The organism is Phocaeicola sp. (assembly GCF_057861905.1).
This window is the reverse complement of the sequence record NZ_DBMACV010000077.1, coordinates 1-15,920: the sequence shown is the minus strand read 5'-3', so window position 1 is coordinate 15,920 and position 15,920 is coordinate 1. Positions and strand designations below refer to the sequence as shown.

General features: G+C 41.9%; 17 protein-coding genes, 4 tRNA genes and 3 pseudogenes. 7 read left to right on the top strand and 17 right to left on the bottom strand.

From position 1 onward, the window contains the following. Positions 1-302 (bottom strand): type IV toxin-antitoxin system AbiEi family antitoxin domain-containing protein (locus ACZM60_RS12645; RefSeq protein ID WP_489521679.1); only part of this gene is annotated, 302 nt, incomplete at its 3' end. 366 nt (positions 303-668) lie between these two features. Here ACZM60_RS12645 and ACZM60_RS12640 point away from each other — a divergent pair. The 5 genes from ACZM60_RS12640 (at position 669) to ACZM60_RS12620 (ending at position 2,632) form a co-directional block, all read left to right on the top strand. Further along, complete coding sequence (locus tag ACZM60_RS12640; RefSeq protein ID WP_489521678.1) at positions 669-1,946, top strand: hypothetical protein; 1,278 nt, start codon at positions 669-671, stop codon at positions 1,944-1,946. 334 nt (positions 1,947-2,280) lie between these two features. Next, a tRNA-OTHER gene (locus ACZM60_RS12635) sits at positions 2,281-2,386 on the top strand. A 9-nt stretch (positions 2,387-2,395) separates the two neighbouring features. Beyond that, positions 2,396-2,469, top strand: a tRNA-Arg gene (locus ACZM60_RS12630). 6 nt (positions 2,470-2,475) lie between these two features. Beyond that, positions 2,476-2,552, top strand: a tRNA-Arg gene (locus ACZM60_RS12625). 6 nt (positions 2,553-2,558) lie between these two features. Then, a tRNA-Arg gene (locus ACZM60_RS12620) sits at positions 2,559-2,632 on the top strand. 59 nt (positions 2,633-2,691) lie between these two features. Here ACZM60_RS12620 and ACZM60_RS12615 read toward each other — a convergent pair. The 16 genes and pseudogenes from ACZM60_RS12615 to ACZM60_RS12540 form a co-directional block, all read right to left on the bottom strand. After that, on the bottom strand, positions 2,692-3,108 hold the full coding sequence (locus tag ACZM60_RS12615) for a hypothetical protein (RefSeq protein WP_489521677.1): 417 nt from the start codon (positions 3,106-3,108) through the stop codon (positions 2,692-2,694). A 151-nt stretch (positions 3,109-3,259) separates the two neighbouring features. Continuing rightward, the gene (locus ACZM60_RS12610; protein WP_489521676.1) at positions 3,260-3,412 is read right to left on the bottom strand and encodes a hypothetical protein; all 153 of its coding nucleotides are present in this window, start codon (positions 3,410-3,412) and stop codon (positions 3,260-3,262) included. 131 nt (positions 3,413-3,543) lie between these two features. Beyond that, positions 3,544-4,059 carry a hypothetical protein gene (locus tag ACZM60_RS12605; RefSeq protein WP_489521675.1) on the bottom strand — a complete coding sequence of 172 codons (516 nt, stop codon included), beginning with the start codon at positions 4,057-4,059 and terminating at the stop codon, positions 3,544-3,546. Between the two features lie 77 nt (positions 4,060-4,136). After that, the gene (locus ACZM60_RS12600; RefSeq protein ID WP_489521674.1) at positions 4,137-4,355 is read right to left on the bottom strand and encodes a hypothetical protein; all 219 of its coding nucleotides are present in this window, start codon (positions 4,353-4,355) and stop codon (positions 4,137-4,139) included. Further along, positions 4,352-5,794 carry a vWA domain-containing protein gene (locus tag ACZM60_RS12595; RefSeq protein WP_489521673.1) on the bottom strand — a complete coding sequence of 481 codons (1,443 nt, stop codon included), beginning with the start codon at positions 5,792-5,794 and terminating at the stop codon, positions 4,352-4,354. The genes ACZM60_RS12600 and ACZM60_RS12595 overlap by 4 nt, the downstream gene beginning before the upstream one ends. A gap of 532 nt (positions 5,795-6,326) precedes the next feature. After that, positions 6,327-7,167, bottom strand: a pseudogene (locus ACZM60_RS12590) (AAA family ATPase); the annotation flags it as partial. A gap of 41 nt (positions 7,168-7,208) precedes the next feature. Then, positions 7,209-8,141: a YqiA/YcfP family alpha/beta fold hydrolase gene (locus ACZM60_RS12585; RefSeq protein WP_022436095.1), complete on the bottom strand. Its 933-nt coding sequence runs from the start codon at positions 8,139-8,141 to the stop codon at positions 7,209-7,211. Next, positions 8,138-9,217: a reverse transcriptase domain-containing protein gene (locus tag ACZM60_RS12580; protein WP_444138253.1), complete on the bottom strand. Its 1,080-nt coding sequence runs from the start codon at positions 9,215-9,217 to the stop codon at positions 8,138-8,140. Before ACZM60_RS12580 ends, ACZM60_RS12585 begins: the two co-directional genes overlap by 4 nt. 358 nt (positions 9,218-9,575) lie before the next feature. Next, positions 9,576-10,490, bottom strand: coding sequence for a WYL domain-containing protein (locus tag ACZM60_RS12575; RefSeq protein WP_443807461.1), 915 nt, complete (start codon positions 10,488-10,490; stop codon positions 9,576-9,578). Between the two features lie 121 nt (positions 10,491-10,611). Next, positions 10,612-10,998, bottom strand: a complete 387-nt coding sequence (locus ACZM60_RS12570) for a hypothetical protein (RefSeq protein ID WP_489521672.1) — start codon at positions 10,996-10,998, stop codon at positions 10,612-10,614. Further along, positions 10,995-11,847, bottom strand: a pseudogene (locus ACZM60_RS12565) (IS30 family transposase). The gene ACZM60_RS12570 and the pseudogene ACZM60_RS12565 overlap by 4 nt, the downstream one beginning before the upstream one ends. 896 nt (positions 11,848-12,743) lie before the next feature. Continuing rightward, positions 12,744-13,289: a hypothetical protein gene (locus ACZM60_RS12560; protein WP_489521671.1), complete on the bottom strand. Its 546-nt coding sequence runs from the start codon at positions 13,287-13,289 to the stop codon at positions 12,744-12,746. Beyond that, positions 13,286-13,753, bottom strand: coding sequence for an A1S_2505 family phage non-structural protein (locus ACZM60_RS12555; RefSeq protein ID WP_489521670.1), 468 nt, complete (start codon positions 13,751-13,753; stop codon positions 13,286-13,288). Before ACZM60_RS12555 ends, ACZM60_RS12560 begins: the two co-directional genes overlap by 4 nt. Before the next feature lie 12 nt (positions 13,754-13,765). Next, complete coding sequence (locus ACZM60_RS12550) at positions 13,766-14,053, bottom strand: NrtR DNA-binding winged helix domain-containing protein (protein ID WP_489521669.1); 288 nt, start codon at positions 14,051-14,053, stop codon at positions 13,766-13,768. Between the two features lie 70 nt (positions 14,054-14,123). After that, positions 14,124-14,264, bottom strand: coding sequence for a hypothetical protein (locus ACZM60_RS12545; protein WP_489521668.1), 141 nt, complete (start codon positions 14,262-14,264; stop codon positions 14,124-14,126). Positions 14,265-14,466: 202 nt separating this feature from the next. Beyond that, the gene (locus ACZM60_RS12540) at positions 14,467-14,763 is read right to left on the bottom strand and encodes a hypothetical protein (RefSeq protein ID WP_443807465.1); all 297 of its coding nucleotides are present in this window, start codon (positions 14,761-14,763) and stop codon (positions 14,467-14,469) included. A gap of 150 nt (positions 14,764-14,913) precedes the next feature. Between ACZM60_RS12540 and ACZM60_RS12535 the strand changes: the two are divergent. Then, positions 14,914-15,348 (top strand): annotated as a pseudogene (locus ACZM60_RS12535) (IS30 family transposase); the annotation flags it as partial. Positions 15,349-15,440: 92 nt separating this feature from the next. Then, positions 15,441-15,830, top strand: a complete 390-nt coding sequence (locus tag ACZM60_RS12530; protein ID WP_489521667.1) for a hypothetical protein — start codon at positions 15,441-15,443, stop codon at positions 15,828-15,830. The last annotated feature ends 90 nt before the right edge of the window (positions 15,831-15,920 follow it).

Genomic DNA, 15,920 nt, shown 5'->3' with positions numbered 1-15,920 from the left:
TGCTTTACCGTCATTGATTGATGAACATATACAGCCTCGGGGATAAGTCCATAATATCGTAGTGCAGTAGACATTGAAATATACGAAGGTGTATAGAGATGATTGGCTATCAACTCACTCGATAGGGTCTTTCCTGAATATTCGGGGTTGATCACATAAAGTCCTCGCTTCAATCTGATGATAATCCCTTGCTTTTCGAGCCAGGTTACTTTCTTGTCAGCAGACTTAAGTTCTGGATATAACGATTCAATGATTGAAGTCGTTACTGGAATGGTTCCTATTTCATTTAATTGCCTGTCCATACTGCAAATATAGTAATATTTTGAACAATAAAAGAAATAATACTTCTTTTTCTGTTCAAAATATTACTACTCGGACAATCTTAAAAAATAGCGACCGCTGCCACATAAGGCTGTTGTTTGTAACAATCACCGAAACACTGACCACTTACAACTGAACTACCTCAAGGCTCTTATAGCTGGAGAAAAGGCCATCAGTTCGACCGAAGTGATGCATCGCTATCAAATCTCTTCAACGACCTCAATATCCCGCTCAAAGATTGCCTTTATCAAGAATGATATATTGGATAATAAGGCTGGTGATATCTCGTTCCAGGACCCGATTTATGCCTATTGGTTGAAGAGTGAGTACTTTGCAAAATAATCATAATGCCCACCCTTGTTTCAGAGCCATTTTTGTACCTTTTATATACAGAAAAAGCCTCTTTGCCTGATGGGATATTAGATATCCCATCCAATTTCCAGAAACGTGCCGAGATATTCGGATTGCTCTGTTTTAAGGGAGAAGATTACGCTTCTCAGCAGTTTCAAGAATGGAATCGCTTTGTAAGAAACTATGCCTATAATACCGTTAGTGATAAGGATACCTTCTTTGCTTTTGTAAAACGTATAGATAGCGAATTTGCCAATCATTCTCTTGATATTCTATCCTACCTTGCCAATCAATATGATAAGACTCGATACGAAAGAACTCAACTTGAAGAAGAATGTTATAAAGCCTCGCTACTCATTCACGGAGGCGAATTGGCTAAAGCAATTCGTGTTTCCGAAAGTCACCCAATGTTAGAGGGCAGACTCAGACCACTCTTGGTTCATAACGAGAATTATGTAGGCGAGACTTTCATCGCTATTTGGCATAATTTTGAACGGTGGTTCGGAAAAGACGGAAATGGACTGGCGTACAAAGATAATGATTCTGCCTCTCTAAATACAAGAGTCGCATTTGCAGAGGCTTTCACAAAAAGCATCACCCAAATGAATCAACTGTTTAGTGATGTTCATTGTCTTGACTTCTCGGCAAACCAGTTAAAGGATAAGCTAAGAAGAGAACGATTTGAACCCATCTTCCGTAGGATTCTTATAAGAGAAACCATAACTGATCTTTCGGAACTTCCATGGTCAAACTCATACGATACAGAAGGCATACAAACAAAAAAAGCCCTCTTACAAGACGGGGTTATCAGAGGTATATTGCGTCACTCAGGAGGCGAAGAGCTTCGCTTCCGGTGGTATCATAATTGTTCTTGTTTTTATCGTGCAAATGGGAAAACAAACAATTGGAGGATTGGATTTGACCGCATCAGCGATGATCCTTGGTGGTCAAGAAATAGAAATGAGGCCCTGGCTTTCCTTGAAAAAAGGGGATATAATGTTGCAGCAGAACGTGTATCTGACAATGGAGATGTTCAACTTTGGTGGGGAAGCGATATCCAGTTTTCAAATGACCAGCACCCGGAATTGAAATTCAGATGGAATGCTGATTACAATGTTGGGATTATTGATGCGTCCGGGTACTGGGTGGAGCGTAAAGTAATGAAAGAAGGAGCGTCTGATAAGTTCCTTTTCCAAGCTGTTGGCAAAAGCATTGACGAAATTGAACGATGTCTTGATGCACTTATCGCAGAGTACTATGCTGAGAACAACTGACCAATCTATATCGCCCCGGTAAGCTTGTCATCTTGGCGTGATATTGCAATAGTCCCACCTTGCTCGAATGAAGTGCTTACAAGCAATTTTTTTGATGTGTGTAATTTTTTCCTTCGCTACGCAGATAGGCTGCATCAGGGCTATCTAACTTTGCAGTGTCAAACAAAAGGAAGTATGGGTGAGCGGTCGTTATCGGCTTGCCGCTTTCGGAGAAAGAAACCAGCCCTCGCTATGGGGGCGAGCCTCCCAAAAGGCTCCGAAAGTCGAATTGCAAATAGGCGAAGACCGTTGAAATAAACTCAATCTGAGCCAATCTTTCTGCTTCCGCAAAAACTGGGGTGTCGCATAGTGACTATTGCAGGAGACTGGAGCTCCTTGAGCCGCATGGCGAAAAAATCTCCCGTCTTCGGACATCGTAGGTTCGAGTCCTACCGCCCCAACAAATATATGCTTCCGTAGCTCAGTGGATTAGAGCGTCACGCTACGAACGTGAGGGTCGCAAGTTCGAGTCTTGCTGGAAGTACAATATATTTCCGTAGCTCAGTGGATTAGAGCGTCTCACTACGAATGAGATGGTCGCAGGTTCGACTCCTGCCGGAAATACCAGTGAATGCTTCCGTAGCTCAGCGGATCAGAGCATCCCACTTCTAATGGGAGGGTCGCAAGTTCGAATCTTGCCGGAAGTACCGAAACAAATAATGGCTTTGACAATATGCCGTGTGTAGGTTATGTCAAAGCTCTCTTTTTATGCGTCTTCAAGCAGAAGTTCGAGTTTGTGTTTTACCTTCGATAAGACATCGCCGAGTTCATGGGCAGGCATGACTGTCTCAAATTGTCTCAACTTGTCGATTGCGTCTGAAATGAGGTCGCACATATTTGAATCCAATGGCGAATTTGATATGGAGTAGTCCTCATCGGCGTATCTGTAGAACTTACCTTCGTAAACCTCAATAGGTGCTTCGTAGCCGAGTTTATCAGACCTCATGACTTGTATGTCGGCCTGAACTGTCCTGACTGAAACGCCTCTGGTTATTCCTTCCATTTCGCTCAAGGCATCTGAACAAGCCTCGACGAGATCATCCAGAGTCCACCGCCTGTACTTGTTCCTCAGGCACCGGTCTATGGTTTTGTATCTTATTAGTGCATTTTTGTTTACTGGCATGGCTGCGATAATAGTCTTCTTCGTTCATGATTGAATTGTTTTTGGGTGCCATGCCGTGACAATAGGATAAGCTATAACAGGGCACAAAAAAGTCGGAAAGTGTTGTGGACCTTCCGACTGTTTTATCCTGATTGTCTGTGGTTACGTTATGTCAACTCATACAGACCGCATAGGTATATCGTCGGAGCAATCCACCGGGCACACTTCGGTAGCCTCTATAGCTGATGCGATAGAGACTGCTGTCGAAGCTGCGATAGCTACGGCGAAGCATTGTGAACGATATGTTGAGTTGCGTTGTCTGCATTGTTTTCTTTTATTATGCGCTCGAAAGCGAGTGCAAAGTTACTTGATTTTCAGTAAATAGCCAAATGGCTTCTGAAATCCGGGCGCAAAATTACTATGCTGCTACGCAGTCTATTTGCGTACCCGAGATTTTTATTCTATGCCGATGGCTTCTTGGATCAGATGCTTGGCGCGAGCTTCGACCATTGTATTCCACAGACGGGAGTCCTGAAGTTTGGACATGGGAATGTACTGCTGGAAACGCGAGAAGAACTCAAGAGGCTTCTCAATATCCCAGCTGGTGATGATTTCGCCCCAGTTTACCTTGTCAGCAAACTTTTCGAGCAGACGCCAGTTGTTGTAGATGTCGTCTCGATTGGAAAGCGTCTTCCAATCCCACTTGGACGCAAACTTTTGAAGCGTTGACTCCGAGAGAAGGTTTTCCGGGCATGAACGGGAAAATTCATCCCAATGGATTTTGTTGGCAAACTTGTTTATGCCCTCGACCGTCCAGATGATATTCCTGTTGCCACTGACCTCTTCCCAGTCAAGTTTGTCGGCAAACTTTTCAATCATCGTCATGCTGAGGCTCCCGCTTTGAGAGACTTCTTTCCATGCCTCAGTTTCAAGAACTGAGTTAAGGAAATCATTACTTGTAATAGGTTCCATATCTTTAGGTGTTTTTAATGTTTACGATGCAAAGGTAGAATGATGATGTATCAAAGTGCGATACAGGATTAAAAATTCTACATTGAAAGCAAAATGCGACCACCTTCTTTGACAAAGGTTTCCGGGTGATGGCAGACAGCGGCATATACTTGTTTATCGGTAACAGGTTTGCCATCAACACGAATGTGGAGTTTCTCATTATTGATAACTTCCGCTATCCGTTGTGTTGTCATTCCATATCCGGCGGTAGCCAGTACATAGACCATCGCATCTTCAAGTCTCATTTTAAGTCTCATAGAACCAAAGGCTTTTCAATATACTCAAAAACTGAACCATTTTCGTACAGATAACGATAATCGCATTGCTTTAGGAAATTATAACCATCGCGGATTTCGTCGTCATGTTTTTCCGGGTCATCCAACATATCGAGTTGATGTTCTCTGACATCAATCCCCAAGCCGTAAAATATCATCCCCTCACTACGAGCCTTTTGAATCAGTTCCATGTTTTCATTGGAAATATAACTCCAGATAAAATCGGATATTATGAGTATGTCGGCCCCTTTGAATGCGTCGGCAAAGAGCTTATACTTGGGAATAGATGGCAACTTCTTGAAAATAAAATAAAAAAGTTTGTTTTCATCGTTACTGCCAGCGTAAGAATGAGACAGAAATGCAAGAAATTTTTTGCGCTGACGGTGCAAATTTGTGAGGATAAAAAATGAAAGATTATGGGAGTAGTTTATCATGCAGATCGGTCTTCTATCTCTCTGAGCCACAATAGCAACAGCAAGAGCCAACGTTTTTGCCGTCACTTCCGGTTCTCCTTCCATAGAGCTGCTTGTGTCAACGCATATATAGATTGGACCTGATTTATCATTGGCAACCTCAAAAGAGTGGGATGCGGATGAAAACAGTTGAAGACGATTCTGAACATATCGCTGATAAAACAGGTTTTCAGTAGATTTTGCTCCTAACAGAGCAAGTTCTGAAGGCAACAGACAATTGAGGTCATTACCGATAGTGATACCGCTTATGTCACTTCGTGAAGCAGATTGAAATTTACCGGTTACTTCGTGACTCGTGCCTCCACTCCGACCTATTTGCTTGGCAAGTTCAACGATTGTCGGATTAAGTAGTTGAAGATATTCAGCTTCAGCCTTGTGGCTATCAACCTCAAGGCCGGGAGAACTTCCTTTTGAAGATTCTGCATAGTTTGCAATATCTGTAGGTAGTGAGTAGCCCATCTTATCCGGACTATTGGATTTATCTGTAATACCTGATTCTATCTGAATGTCATATCCGTCAGAGTCCTGGTTTACTTCATTTCCACTGCTACCAAGAGGAACTGGTTTGCCGGAATTACCGGCGGTAAGTTGCATGGATTTTGCAATTATTCTTTTCTCTTCAACGCTTAGTGGAAAGATGTGTTTGGATAGCCATGCGTTCAGGAAATCTTCCTTTTTCCCGGTTCTTCGCTCTTCGTTTTCCCAGTCTTCCGATGAAAGAGAATCAATAAAATGGCGAATGACTGTCGTTGCGTAATTTTTCCAGAACAGGTCATCCTCCACAACGCAGTAAAAACGCGAGTCGCAGACAATATCCCGTATCATCTGATAAACAGGGGTCTTTCCAGCCCTAATTTTGCCAACTATTTCAAGCATTCTCGCTCCTCCCTTTATGGAAGAGGCTATGCCAGTGGCTCTGCGCAGATATGTCAGATGTTGCTTTCTCATCACATCAAATCTATTCTTGCTCTATAGACCGCGACAACTTCTTTTATGGGTGTATATAAATCGGAATTTGCAATGAAAAGATTATGATTCATTTCAACATATAGTTTGTTAGCAATGCCGTCAATTGTATCCCCGATCTCTGCAATAAAGTCTTTACTAAGTTGATTATCAGATTCTGTCCGGAGAAAATAGTTGTAGTTATTGATACAAATCACACCATCTTTTACAAACCTCATCACGAACTGTCCCCGAGAACGAAGCATCAGGGTACTGTCTGTAGTCTCTGAACCAAAGAAAACCTCATCAGGAGAGGACTGCATACGTTGATAATCCTTGATTTTAATCTTCAGAGGGGAATCATCGCATTGAATGATATAGTGTTCTTGGTCCGGAGAGTATAGACGTGTGTCATTATTCTCAACATTAGCATGGCGTTTATAACTTTTATATTGCTCCAATATGTCACTGAACAATGACGCGACAACAGTTTCGGCAATAATCTGTTTGACAACCGGGATTGACGGCTCATCATTCCAAAGCATGTGCGACAATAGAAGCAGGTCAGAAAGACCTATCTCATCTCTTCCATTAAGAAATGCCGACATTTTCATGACTCCGACAGCCTTTTTCCAACGTCTGTCAGAAACGTAATATTTTAGGTTCTCAGGGTCAGGCTCACCCGTAACCACGTCTTTAGCGTTTATCTTTTCGTTAAGTTTCCCTCTTATTGTGTAAAGGATTTCAAGAACTGACTCGGGTATAGTTACCTTACGACTTTCTGACTGCACTGAAATAAAATCGTCATAGGTCAGTGGCCCAAATTCTTCTGTTGTCGATTCAGAAGTCTGCGCAGAAAGCAATCTAAAAAAATTCTGTTTCTGTTCAATGGGATTGACAACATATCGCAGTAGAAAACGATCCCACAATGCTTCGAGACCTTCGTTTTTAGCCGGAAGTTCATTTGAGGCTGCTATTATCCCTTTGATTGGCAACTTAAGCTCTTGATTGCCGTTGAGATAGATTTTTTCGTTCAGAACAGTAAGAAGGGCGTTCTGAATAGCGGGACCGGCTTTCCATATCTCATCAAGGAAAACGACCTCTGCTTCGGGTAGGAATCCGGATGTGACACGTTCATAGCAATCTTCATCTTTAAGCTTGGAGATGCTGACGGGCCCGAAAATCTCATCGGGTGTCGAGAATCGCGACATCAAGTATTCAAAGACGGTAGCATTATCGAATGCAAGTTTTAATCGGCGGGCAATCATGGATTTGCCGACACCGGGCAAGCCGAGGAGAAATATACTCTCCCCGGCAAGAGCACTGAGCAAGCTAAGTGCGAGAGCCTCATCGCGCTCGAAGGTGTCATGCTTCATTCGCGACAATATTGCCGTGATTCTATTTCGGATTTCTGCCATTACTTTCTGTGGACACTAATGCTTTCATTGATAATGAAGTCTCCGTTGGTAACTTGAACACCATGCTCTCCATAGATTTCAATCGAAGGGAGATGACAGAAACGATTGCCGTACACAAGTTCTACCGATTCTTCGTTTACGCCTTCGGGGAGGGACGGAAAATGTAAGTTGATTTCGCGCCCATCGTAATGTTTTGTGCCCTGATACTCACGCACAATTTCTTCATACCACTTACCTCCTAAACCTTTCTTATATATTTTGAAGGCATTCTCATCGTTATCCATTTCGCCGATGTAGCCAGTGTCGCCGGGAGTTATATCATCAAACGGCAAATAGGTTCTACCAGAAGTGTAGTCCGGATGCTTCAACCATTTGATTACCGGGAGCAAGGTGTTCGTAATAACATCTTCAGTAAGTCGATGACCACCTTTGAAAGATGACCAGTAGGAATAACTTTCGCGGTACTCGTCAAGACAGTTGCATACGTCGTCTTTATCACCAAAGAGTCCTATTACCGATTCCGGAGTAATGTCATCGACATAAAACAGGTTGGCCTCCATTTCTTCAAACTCTTGGATCAAGATTTCCGAGACCTCAAAGTATTCACTGCCATCTTCTCTCTCTGAGAAGAATTGTAGTCTCTCACCCTTGTTTTCTTTCAGGAGGTCTGAGACGTGAAACGCGGGATTGACAAGGATTCGGCGATAACCTTTCATCTGAGAGGCATACATCGCACCCATAGATGTGCCTATTACGATTGTATCATCAGCTCCATACTCTCCGGCAAGACTCAGTAACAACTGAAGAGCCTTTATTGGGCTGACCGGAATGTCAGGTGTGACAACATTATCATCCGGAAGTAACTCCCGAAGTTTTTTTGCGGTGTTGGACTGTCCCGACGAGGAAAGTCCGTGTAAATAAATTATATTCATATAGCCTTTTGTATTTGGTTAGTACTTTGTTTTTCTTCCCACTGAAGACGTTTGAACCTGCTTTTGAACTTACGATAAGTAGAGTCTTCTTTGCCCTTGATCATTTCAAGATAGTTAATTTTACCGTCGATTACATTGACAAGACTCTTTTCGATACCCTTGTAGAAATCTCTTGTAAAGATGATTTGTGCTTGTGCATAGCCATATTTCTCCCACAAGTGAAGAAGCACCCGCAACTGTTTTATATAAGAACGGGGAACGTTGATTTTATCGCTTACAACGACTCCGGTAACCTCTCGACGTGTACCCGGTACAAATGTCCTTGTCTTCTTTTCATTCACTTTGAGCCCATACTTCGCAATGATATTATAAATCCTTGATTGCCAGAAAGGACTCATCCTGCGAATTGATTTACTATGACTGAATGTAATATCATCGGCATAGCGCGAATATTTACATTCCATTCTTTCAGCAAGCTTTGACATATCTTTATCAAGGCTCTTCAGCACAATGTTAGACAGAACAGGCGATGTCGGTGCGCCCTGTGGTAGCACCTCGACACCCGAACTGTCAGGAACGGTGCAAATTCTACATATAATATTGATTACTTCATTGCTTTGCAGTCTATCACCAAGCTCTCGATGGAGAGCCCGACGAACCATGAGTTTTGTTATGCTCGGAAAGAAATTTTCGAGGTCTGTATTAAATATGCAGGTTTGACCCACGTGTATCATGGCGTTATCCTTGACACTTTTCTCTAATACAAAACCGGTGGCGTGTTCATCGGGAACGAATATGGATTGCAGAACTATATTTAGTGCTGTTTGGATAGCCTTCAACGGTTTGACAGGAGCGCTGATTTTTCTTTGTCCACCTGACTTCTTGGGTATCGTAAAATCGACATAGGCGGACTTTCTTGTGTTGGCTGACGCAAATCGCATTATCTGTCTGCCGGACTTGGGTTCGGCCAGACTCCAACCGTCAATAAGCGGTGCAATGAAATTCAACACATCAAATAACTCCTTTCGGTTACTGATGGTCACGTCCTTGAGATATTCTGCAATTTGGTCTCGCATAGTTTTGTCAGTTTGCGAGAGCAGTGAAAACATCGGTCTTACTTTCGTGTGTGCCGGATGGTCGAGGCTTCGGCAATGTGCGCTGTGAACGAGGGAGTGCATTTCACATCACCGAGAGCAAAGCGAAGGTGATGAAACATGCACGACCGGAGTGAACAGCGTGCAGGGTCGATGCCGAGTAATAAACTTTGGGGTGCGCTCCGATAATTCGGAACGAAGTCTGCCGGATTCAGCAGACAGATGGCAAAGGTCTGACCGATGTTTTCAATGTCCTCTTGTTTCTTTTCATCGGCAAAGTTATAGAGGACGTATGAAAAATCGTTTCATATATGAAAACGATTTGCAGAAAAATTTGAGACTACTTGTAGAGCGCTGCCAGAGAGTCTGATTTCTCTTTTATAAGATTCCGGAGCCATATTGGAGTAAGAACCTCAATATCATCGCCATGACTCATTATTTCCTGAATAAAGTCGTATGCTGGTGACATATAGTATCCAAAGGTAATAAAACCATCCCCGTGTTCAAGTTCCTCTTGCGAGGGATGTAGTGGTAATGATTTTACATATTTGGGAAATTCTCGATAGCATTTCAGGATAACCCGAGTAGGAGTAGAATATCCGTCAGAACAAATCCCATAGAAGTTTGCGAAGAAGTCTTTTGCAGAAAAATCTTCGGGATAGGTAAATTGCTCTGATGATAGTTCGAGTTTAGTGATGCGATCTAAAGCAAATATCAACCGCTTGCCGCTATCCACGGTTTGGCCAAGCATATACCACCTCCTTTTGAACAACTTTAAGCACAACGGCTCCAATATCCTATCACTCAAATTATTCTTGGTTGAGTGAAATGATGTGTATTGAAATACTATGCGCAGATTATCTCTCAAAGCCTGTGATAGAACGGGGAGCCATTCCCGACCTCCGGGTACGGGTTCCAAAACTATTTTGTCAGAGATAGCCTTGTTTTCAAGCAATAATGACTCGGTTGCCATACTGTCTGTAAGCCAGTTCAACACTTCATTATTTTCAAGTTCTTCCTGATTGGCTATGAAATACTGACTGTTCTCTCTCATTGAAGAGCATTGTATGTCAACGCCCAACTCCGTGAGAATAGCCTGTCGGTGATTATGAAAGGTGCGTTTGGACAACTCAGTCCCCTTATAGTTAAGGGTTGAGATGTCCCACTTGTCACTTATTTCTTTGAAAGTTATTTTTCTGGCGTCAAGAATGGTGTTTATGAGCCAGATATATTTGCGAAGTGTTGAGTCTGCCATACAAATTTCTTTATCTGACTGCAAAGTTAATCATAATGTATGAAAATCATATTCACACATTATGAAAACTATAGGAATAAGGGCAGAATATTTAGCAGAATCTAAACTGTCACGCCTTTGATTATTTCAATGACCGCTTATACTGTCTTAGTAGTTCTTGTGTCTGCTTGAGAATAATACCAACAATTTCCTCTCTGCATTTTTCAGAAACGAGACTAAAAGTAAGCTCATCGCTGAAATCTGCCAAATATAGGCCGTCTGAATTTGAAAAGTCTATAAATTTGTAGAAGGGCCAGTTCTCACAATTTTCAAGATTAAGAGCGGCTTCATTTTCCTTAAAGAATGCCTTGGATTTGGTCTTTAATCCGGATCTCACATCATCATCCGAAACTCCGACACAGACATAATTATCGTGGTCGGCATTGATAGTGAAATTATAGCCGTCGGGAGTCGATAATTCAAGATTAAAATCGGCTTTATTTCTCTTGGCAGCTGAGCCTACTCTCAACCGGCAACTGCAAAATTATTAATTTGTCGGAAGAAAACATCCTTTGGGGTTTCAAAATTTAGTTTTTTACGTGGCCTACGGTTGATTTTGTGCTGAATCTTGCGAATAAAGGCATCCGTCAGGGTTGAAAAGTCAGAGCCTTTTGGAATGTACTGCCGTATAAGTTTATTTGCATTCTCAATTGAACCTTTCTGCCATGAACAATATGAATCGGCAAAGAACACGAGGTTCGGATCCTTCGCGCCCTTTGGCGCCAATCCCTTGGAGATCAGCTTATGCGCACAGAACTCAGAACCGTTGTCGGTTGTTATGGAGCGTATGGTTTTTCTATAAGGGAACCGCAGCCTGACCATCACTTTAGCCAGCGGCTCGGGATGCTTGCCTTCGGGCAGCCTCTCCATGAGTATCATGTTGGTGCTTCTCTCGGTAAGTGTCAAGATGGCCCCCTTGCCGTCTCATCTTGTGCCTACAGTAAGAGGCGAGTTCTCCGCTTTGGTCGGCACGGATATGACGATATATCAGCTCGTGGGATATATTCTTGCCACGGCTTTTCATATCCGCCGATATCTGTTCGGGCGACCAGTAATCCTCCTTCAGCAGATCCAGGGCTTCCCAAACGATTGCGGGATCTTTTGCATGGTTGGCTGTGGTACGCTTCCGGCGATCCATTGCCTTTGCGTGAGCCTTATCCCACAGATAGTTGCCTTTATCTGTTGAATTACGCCTGATTTCACGGCTGAGCGTTGACTGACTGCACCCTACAAGAAGGGCGATTTCTTTTCTCTTGATTTTCTTTTGGAGCAAGACGAAAATTTGCGACCTTTGCTCCGAGGTTAATTGTTTATACATATGCAACACAAAATTAGTTAATCTCAGGGAGACTTCGGTCTCCTTTTTTTGTATTGCAAGTTGAAAGTTACCTTTTGCGCGACTTAATATCGGATTGGGGAGGGGCTGTGGGTTTGTGAAGCCCCATCCCCAATCCGCCATTAAGTCTCGAGCGTCAAAAATGTGGTGGCTATTCAGTACGAAAATTTTGCACTTCGTTATTGAATCTCGGCTTACACAACACTCTTCGGGAAAGAAACCTCCTACATCGTGGACGTAAAATATCTCACATCCACATTCTATCTCACGGTAACTTATAGAAAGTTCATTGCCAAGGACCTTATTCAATTCATCAAAGAACAGGTCGCAAGCCGACCATGCACTTTCGGTGTCAAACGACAACAGTCCTCCATCCTCGAACTCTGCCCAGTAGATTTTTCCACGAACAGATATACCTCTATGCTCATAGTCAATGCCATAGTGCTCTGCCAACTTGTAAAGATAGACATCCTTACTATTCACCTCCATCATCTGAAGGGTGTTCCAAAGGTCGCTCAATGCCTTGCGTGAACCTCTCACCTTGTACTGCGTGTCACAAATATTGCTCATACTTCAAAAATTTTATTTTCCCTTTCGTAGTAAAACTACTTCCGGGATTTGTTAGAATTTATGTGCCTTAAAAAGGTGTTATGCACATCGATGCAAGGTTTGGCACCAAAATACGACCCGTAGGCGTGGAGATTTTGGAAGCCAAGCAGAGCCTTGACCTTGCAAAGCGATAAGGCATAACAAATACCTTTGCACAATAATTTCAATAAATCTCGGGAGTAATATTGAGTATGAAAAAAAGAACCGCATACCCTTATAGACCTAATTGTCTACAATGGTATGCGGTAGAATTTAGGATAGTGTCTATTCTAATCTTTCCAGATGTTTTCCCAAGCATTATGGAATATATTTCCTGGGAAAGGATTCTTAAAACCTGGCAAGCCTTTACTCGGTCTGCCATCGTTTCCTTGCAAAAGCCCCAAATGGAGTTCTGCTGGTAGCGACAGGTTCAATGGTTTCTCGCGTTGAATTTTGTTGCAGTATCTATCACTAAGCGAATAGAGCAGCTTTATGAATTGGCTGCGAGACAAAATATAATAATCAGGATTGTTGTCTTCATCTAATGAAACAAAAACATAAGGTCCTTTCACCTCTCTGTTTAGTTCTTCCAAGTTGATGCTCTGCCTAAGTGAAAAGCCGGTAGGAAAATCCTTTCCGCGTCTTGCTTTTACTTGTATAAGCGAAGATTGGTGCGGCCATGTGTTTTCATCACACTTGATACAGATTACATCAATAGCCTTGCAGTTTCTGACGGCAGCATTTACATTCATCGCCACCCACCCTTTTTTTATTAGTTCTGCAACGACAAGACTTTCTCCTATAGCACCTGTCATTTGAGAATCGTTTGTAATCATAGTTGTAACAATTTATCTGTGAGAACTTTCCAAAAAGACAAAGGGAGAAAAACATTTTCCAAATGTGCAATTTCGAAGAACATAGGTGCGATTTCTTCAGGTTTATAACCAGCTATGCCACATGCGATAGGTGTTACATAGAACTTATAATTTACATGAGCTCTTGCGAACAAATAAAAGCGTTTAACGGCATCTTGCATATTATCAAGTCCTTCCATCGTCGGAATGGCGTATGATGAACCTTGTAAACCTTCTCCGTTTCCCCATACAGCACCAAAGTTGTTCATGGCGAATCTGGCAGCACCACCTCCATGATAACCGTTGACATTACTGCCAAACACAAAAATCTCGTTTTTCCCCAGATCTCTTATCCAAGACGGAGTGATTCTATTTTGGAATCTTGACAAACGATTTTCCGTAAGCCATTGCTGTTCCTCGCTTGTATATTCTTTTGCTTTTTCCATTTTATGATAGTTTTAAAATTCAAGTCTAAACCCAGAACTTTTAAGTTTGGCATAGTTCTCTTTGTTAAAAGTATATTTTATTGGAATACGTGAACCTTTATTCTTTGGACGTTCACCATATTCTTCGAGTAATCCTAACTTAAGGATTTTATTGGCAAAGTTTCTCCTGTCAAATTTTACGTTAAGAATACTTTCGTATAGTTCTTGCAACTGAGGCATTGTGAATACATCGGGTAGTAATTCAAACCCAATAGGTTCAAAGTGAATTTTTTCTTTTAGTTTATGGACGGCATCCCTCAAAATTCGGTCATGATCAAAAGCTAATGTTGGTATTTCATTAAGTGCAAACCATCTTGCATCTTTTGCATCATCACCGCCAACGACGTTTGATTTTTTTTATGATACCATAGTAAGCTATTGTTACTACACGCTCACGAGGGTCGCGATTGACATCACTATAGCAACCCAACTGTTCCAGCACAGCTGCTGTAAGTGCAGTTTCTTCTTGCAACTCTCTTCGAGCACAAGATTCTGTATCTTCATCAATATGCATAAAGCCTCCAGGGAACGCCACCTACCCTTGAAAGGTTCTGCTTTTCGCTCAATCAATAAAAGCGATAGTCCATCTTTTACATCATATCCGAAGATAACACAGTCTGTTGTTATTGACGGATGCGGATATTTATAGCAATACTGCTTTTCTTCATTCATTTTTACCATTCGATTTCCTTAATATCTATTTTATTGGTTTCGCACAAGTTTGTGAAACGGAAATATCCATCACTTGTTCCGAAAAGAAATGCCACTCTGTCTACAATTGTTAAGCTATCATCTGACGAGGGATAGTCTACCAAAGGCATTAGAGCATTGGTAGCAACGATAGCCTCTTCGTATCGATAAATGTAATCATATTTTCTTTTTACAAAACTGCAACTTCCATTTTCCTCCATAAAATAGAGTTCAAGCTCAGAAGAACAGAAAATTTCTTTATAATACTTTAGATCCTTCATTTTATGCGTTATTTTTACGCAAAAGTAAGGATAATAATTTGAATTACCAAATAATTGCGTAAATATTACGCAAAAAAATAAGCACGCATGCAATAGTAGTCTTTACTTCTATTATATGCGTGCTTTTTTGCAAGAAGGAAGCTAGAAAGGATTACCGAGAGAAGCGCCAACATGATACTTATGGAGAGGCTGCCCGAAGGCAAGCATCCCGAGCCGCTGGCTAAAGTGGTGGTCAGGCTGCTGTTCCCTTATAGAAAAACCATACGCTCCATAACAACCGACAACGGTTCCGAGTTCTGTGCGCATAAGCTGATCTCCAAGGGATTGGCGCCAAAGGGCGCGAAGGATCCGAACCTCGTGTTCTTTGCCGATTCATATTGTTCATGGCAGAAAGGTTCAATTGAGAATGCAAATAAACTTATACGGCAGTACATTCCAAAAGGCACTGACTTTTCAACCCTGACGGATGCCTTTATACGCAAGATTCAGCACAAAATCAACCGCAGGCCACGTAAAAAACTAAATTTTGAAACCCCAAAGGATGTTTTCTTCCGACAAATTAATAATTTTGCAGTTGCCGGTTGAGAGTAGGTAAATCTATTCGTTTCTAAATGATTATAATTATTTTTGTAAAAAAGTAGTTGTCACTGAATGTCACAATATAAATTTAGTATAGTATGGAAAAGAATATATCCGATGAATTACAAGAAGCCTTTGAAACAGGACGTTGGAAAGTTCGGAAGTTTGCATTGCCCAATGCAACTAAATACATTTGGGACATAGACAATATTACATGGGCTGAAACAGGATTAATCGATGCCTTTGGAGCTAATAGGTTCTTTGATGAAGCGTCTCAAATGATAGCCAATTCTATATACCTTTTTCAAGAAGGTTTTTTTGATGCCGCATTTTACTCATTGCGCCAATCAATTGAAATTTCAATAGGAACACTGTATTTAACAGCCAATCCGGAGAAGTTAGAAAAGTGGAAGGCTTTAGAACCTGGTTTTGAATCTGGTAAGATGGTCTGTTCCCTAAAAAACAATGAGCCGGTATTTAAACTATAAAATCCCTTGTTCGGGCGTAATATCAAGGCCGGCGGCTTCGACAAGTTGCCGGTCTTTCTTCATTACCTCAGCCGAAATCCATTTACGCTC

Excerpts from the sequence above, each read along its gene's own strand:
- ACZM60_RS12640 (WP_489521678.1), top strand. The coding sequence starts at position 669 with ATGCCCACCCTTGTTTCAGAGCCATTTTTGTACCTTTTATATACAGAA.
- ACZM60_RS12615 (WP_489521677.1), bottom strand. The coding sequence starts at position 3,108 with ATGCCAGTAAACAAAAATGCACTAATAAGATACAAAACCATAGACCGG.
- ACZM60_RS12610 (WP_489521676.1), bottom strand. The coding sequence starts at position 3,412 with ATGCAGACAACGCAACTCAACATATCGTTCACAATGCTTCGCCGTAGC.
- ACZM60_RS12605 (WP_489521675.1), bottom strand. The coding sequence starts at position 4,059 with ATGGAACCTATTACAAGTAATGATTTCCTTAACTCAGTTCTTGAAACT.
- ACZM60_RS12600 (WP_489521674.1), bottom strand. The coding sequence starts at position 4,355 with ATGAGACTTAAAATGAGACTTGAAGATGCGATGGTCTATGTACTGGCT.
- ACZM60_RS12595 (WP_489521673.1), bottom strand. The coding sequence starts at position 5,794 with ATGAGAAAGCAACATCTGACATATCTGCGCAGAGCCACTGGCATAGCC.
- ACZM60_RS12585 (WP_022436095.1), bottom strand. The coding sequence starts at position 8,141 with ATGAATATAATTTATTTACACGGACTTTCCTCGTCGGGACAGTCCAAC.
- ACZM60_RS12580 (WP_444138253.1), bottom strand. The coding sequence starts at position 9,217 with ATGCGAGACCAAATTGCAGAATATCTCAAGGACGTGACCATCAGTAAC.
- ACZM60_RS12575 (WP_443807461.1), bottom strand. The coding sequence starts at position 10,490 with ATGGCAGACTCAACACTTCGCAAATATATCTGGCTCATAAACACCATT.
- ACZM60_RS12560 (WP_489521671.1), bottom strand. The coding sequence starts at position 13,289 with ATGATTACAAACGATTCTCAAATGACAGGTGCTATAGGAGAAAGTCTT.
- ACZM60_RS12555 (WP_489521670.1), bottom strand. The coding sequence starts at position 13,753 with ATGGAAAAAGCAAAAGAATATACAAGCGAGGAACAGCAATGGCTTACG.
- ACZM60_RS12540 (WP_443807465.1), bottom strand. The coding sequence starts at position 14,763 with ATGAAGGATCTAAAGTATTATAAAGAAATTTTCTGTTCTTCTGAGCTT.
- ACZM60_RS12530 (WP_489521667.1), top strand. The coding sequence starts at position 15,441 with ATGGAAAAGAATATATCCGATGAATTACAAGAAGCCTTTGAAACAGGA.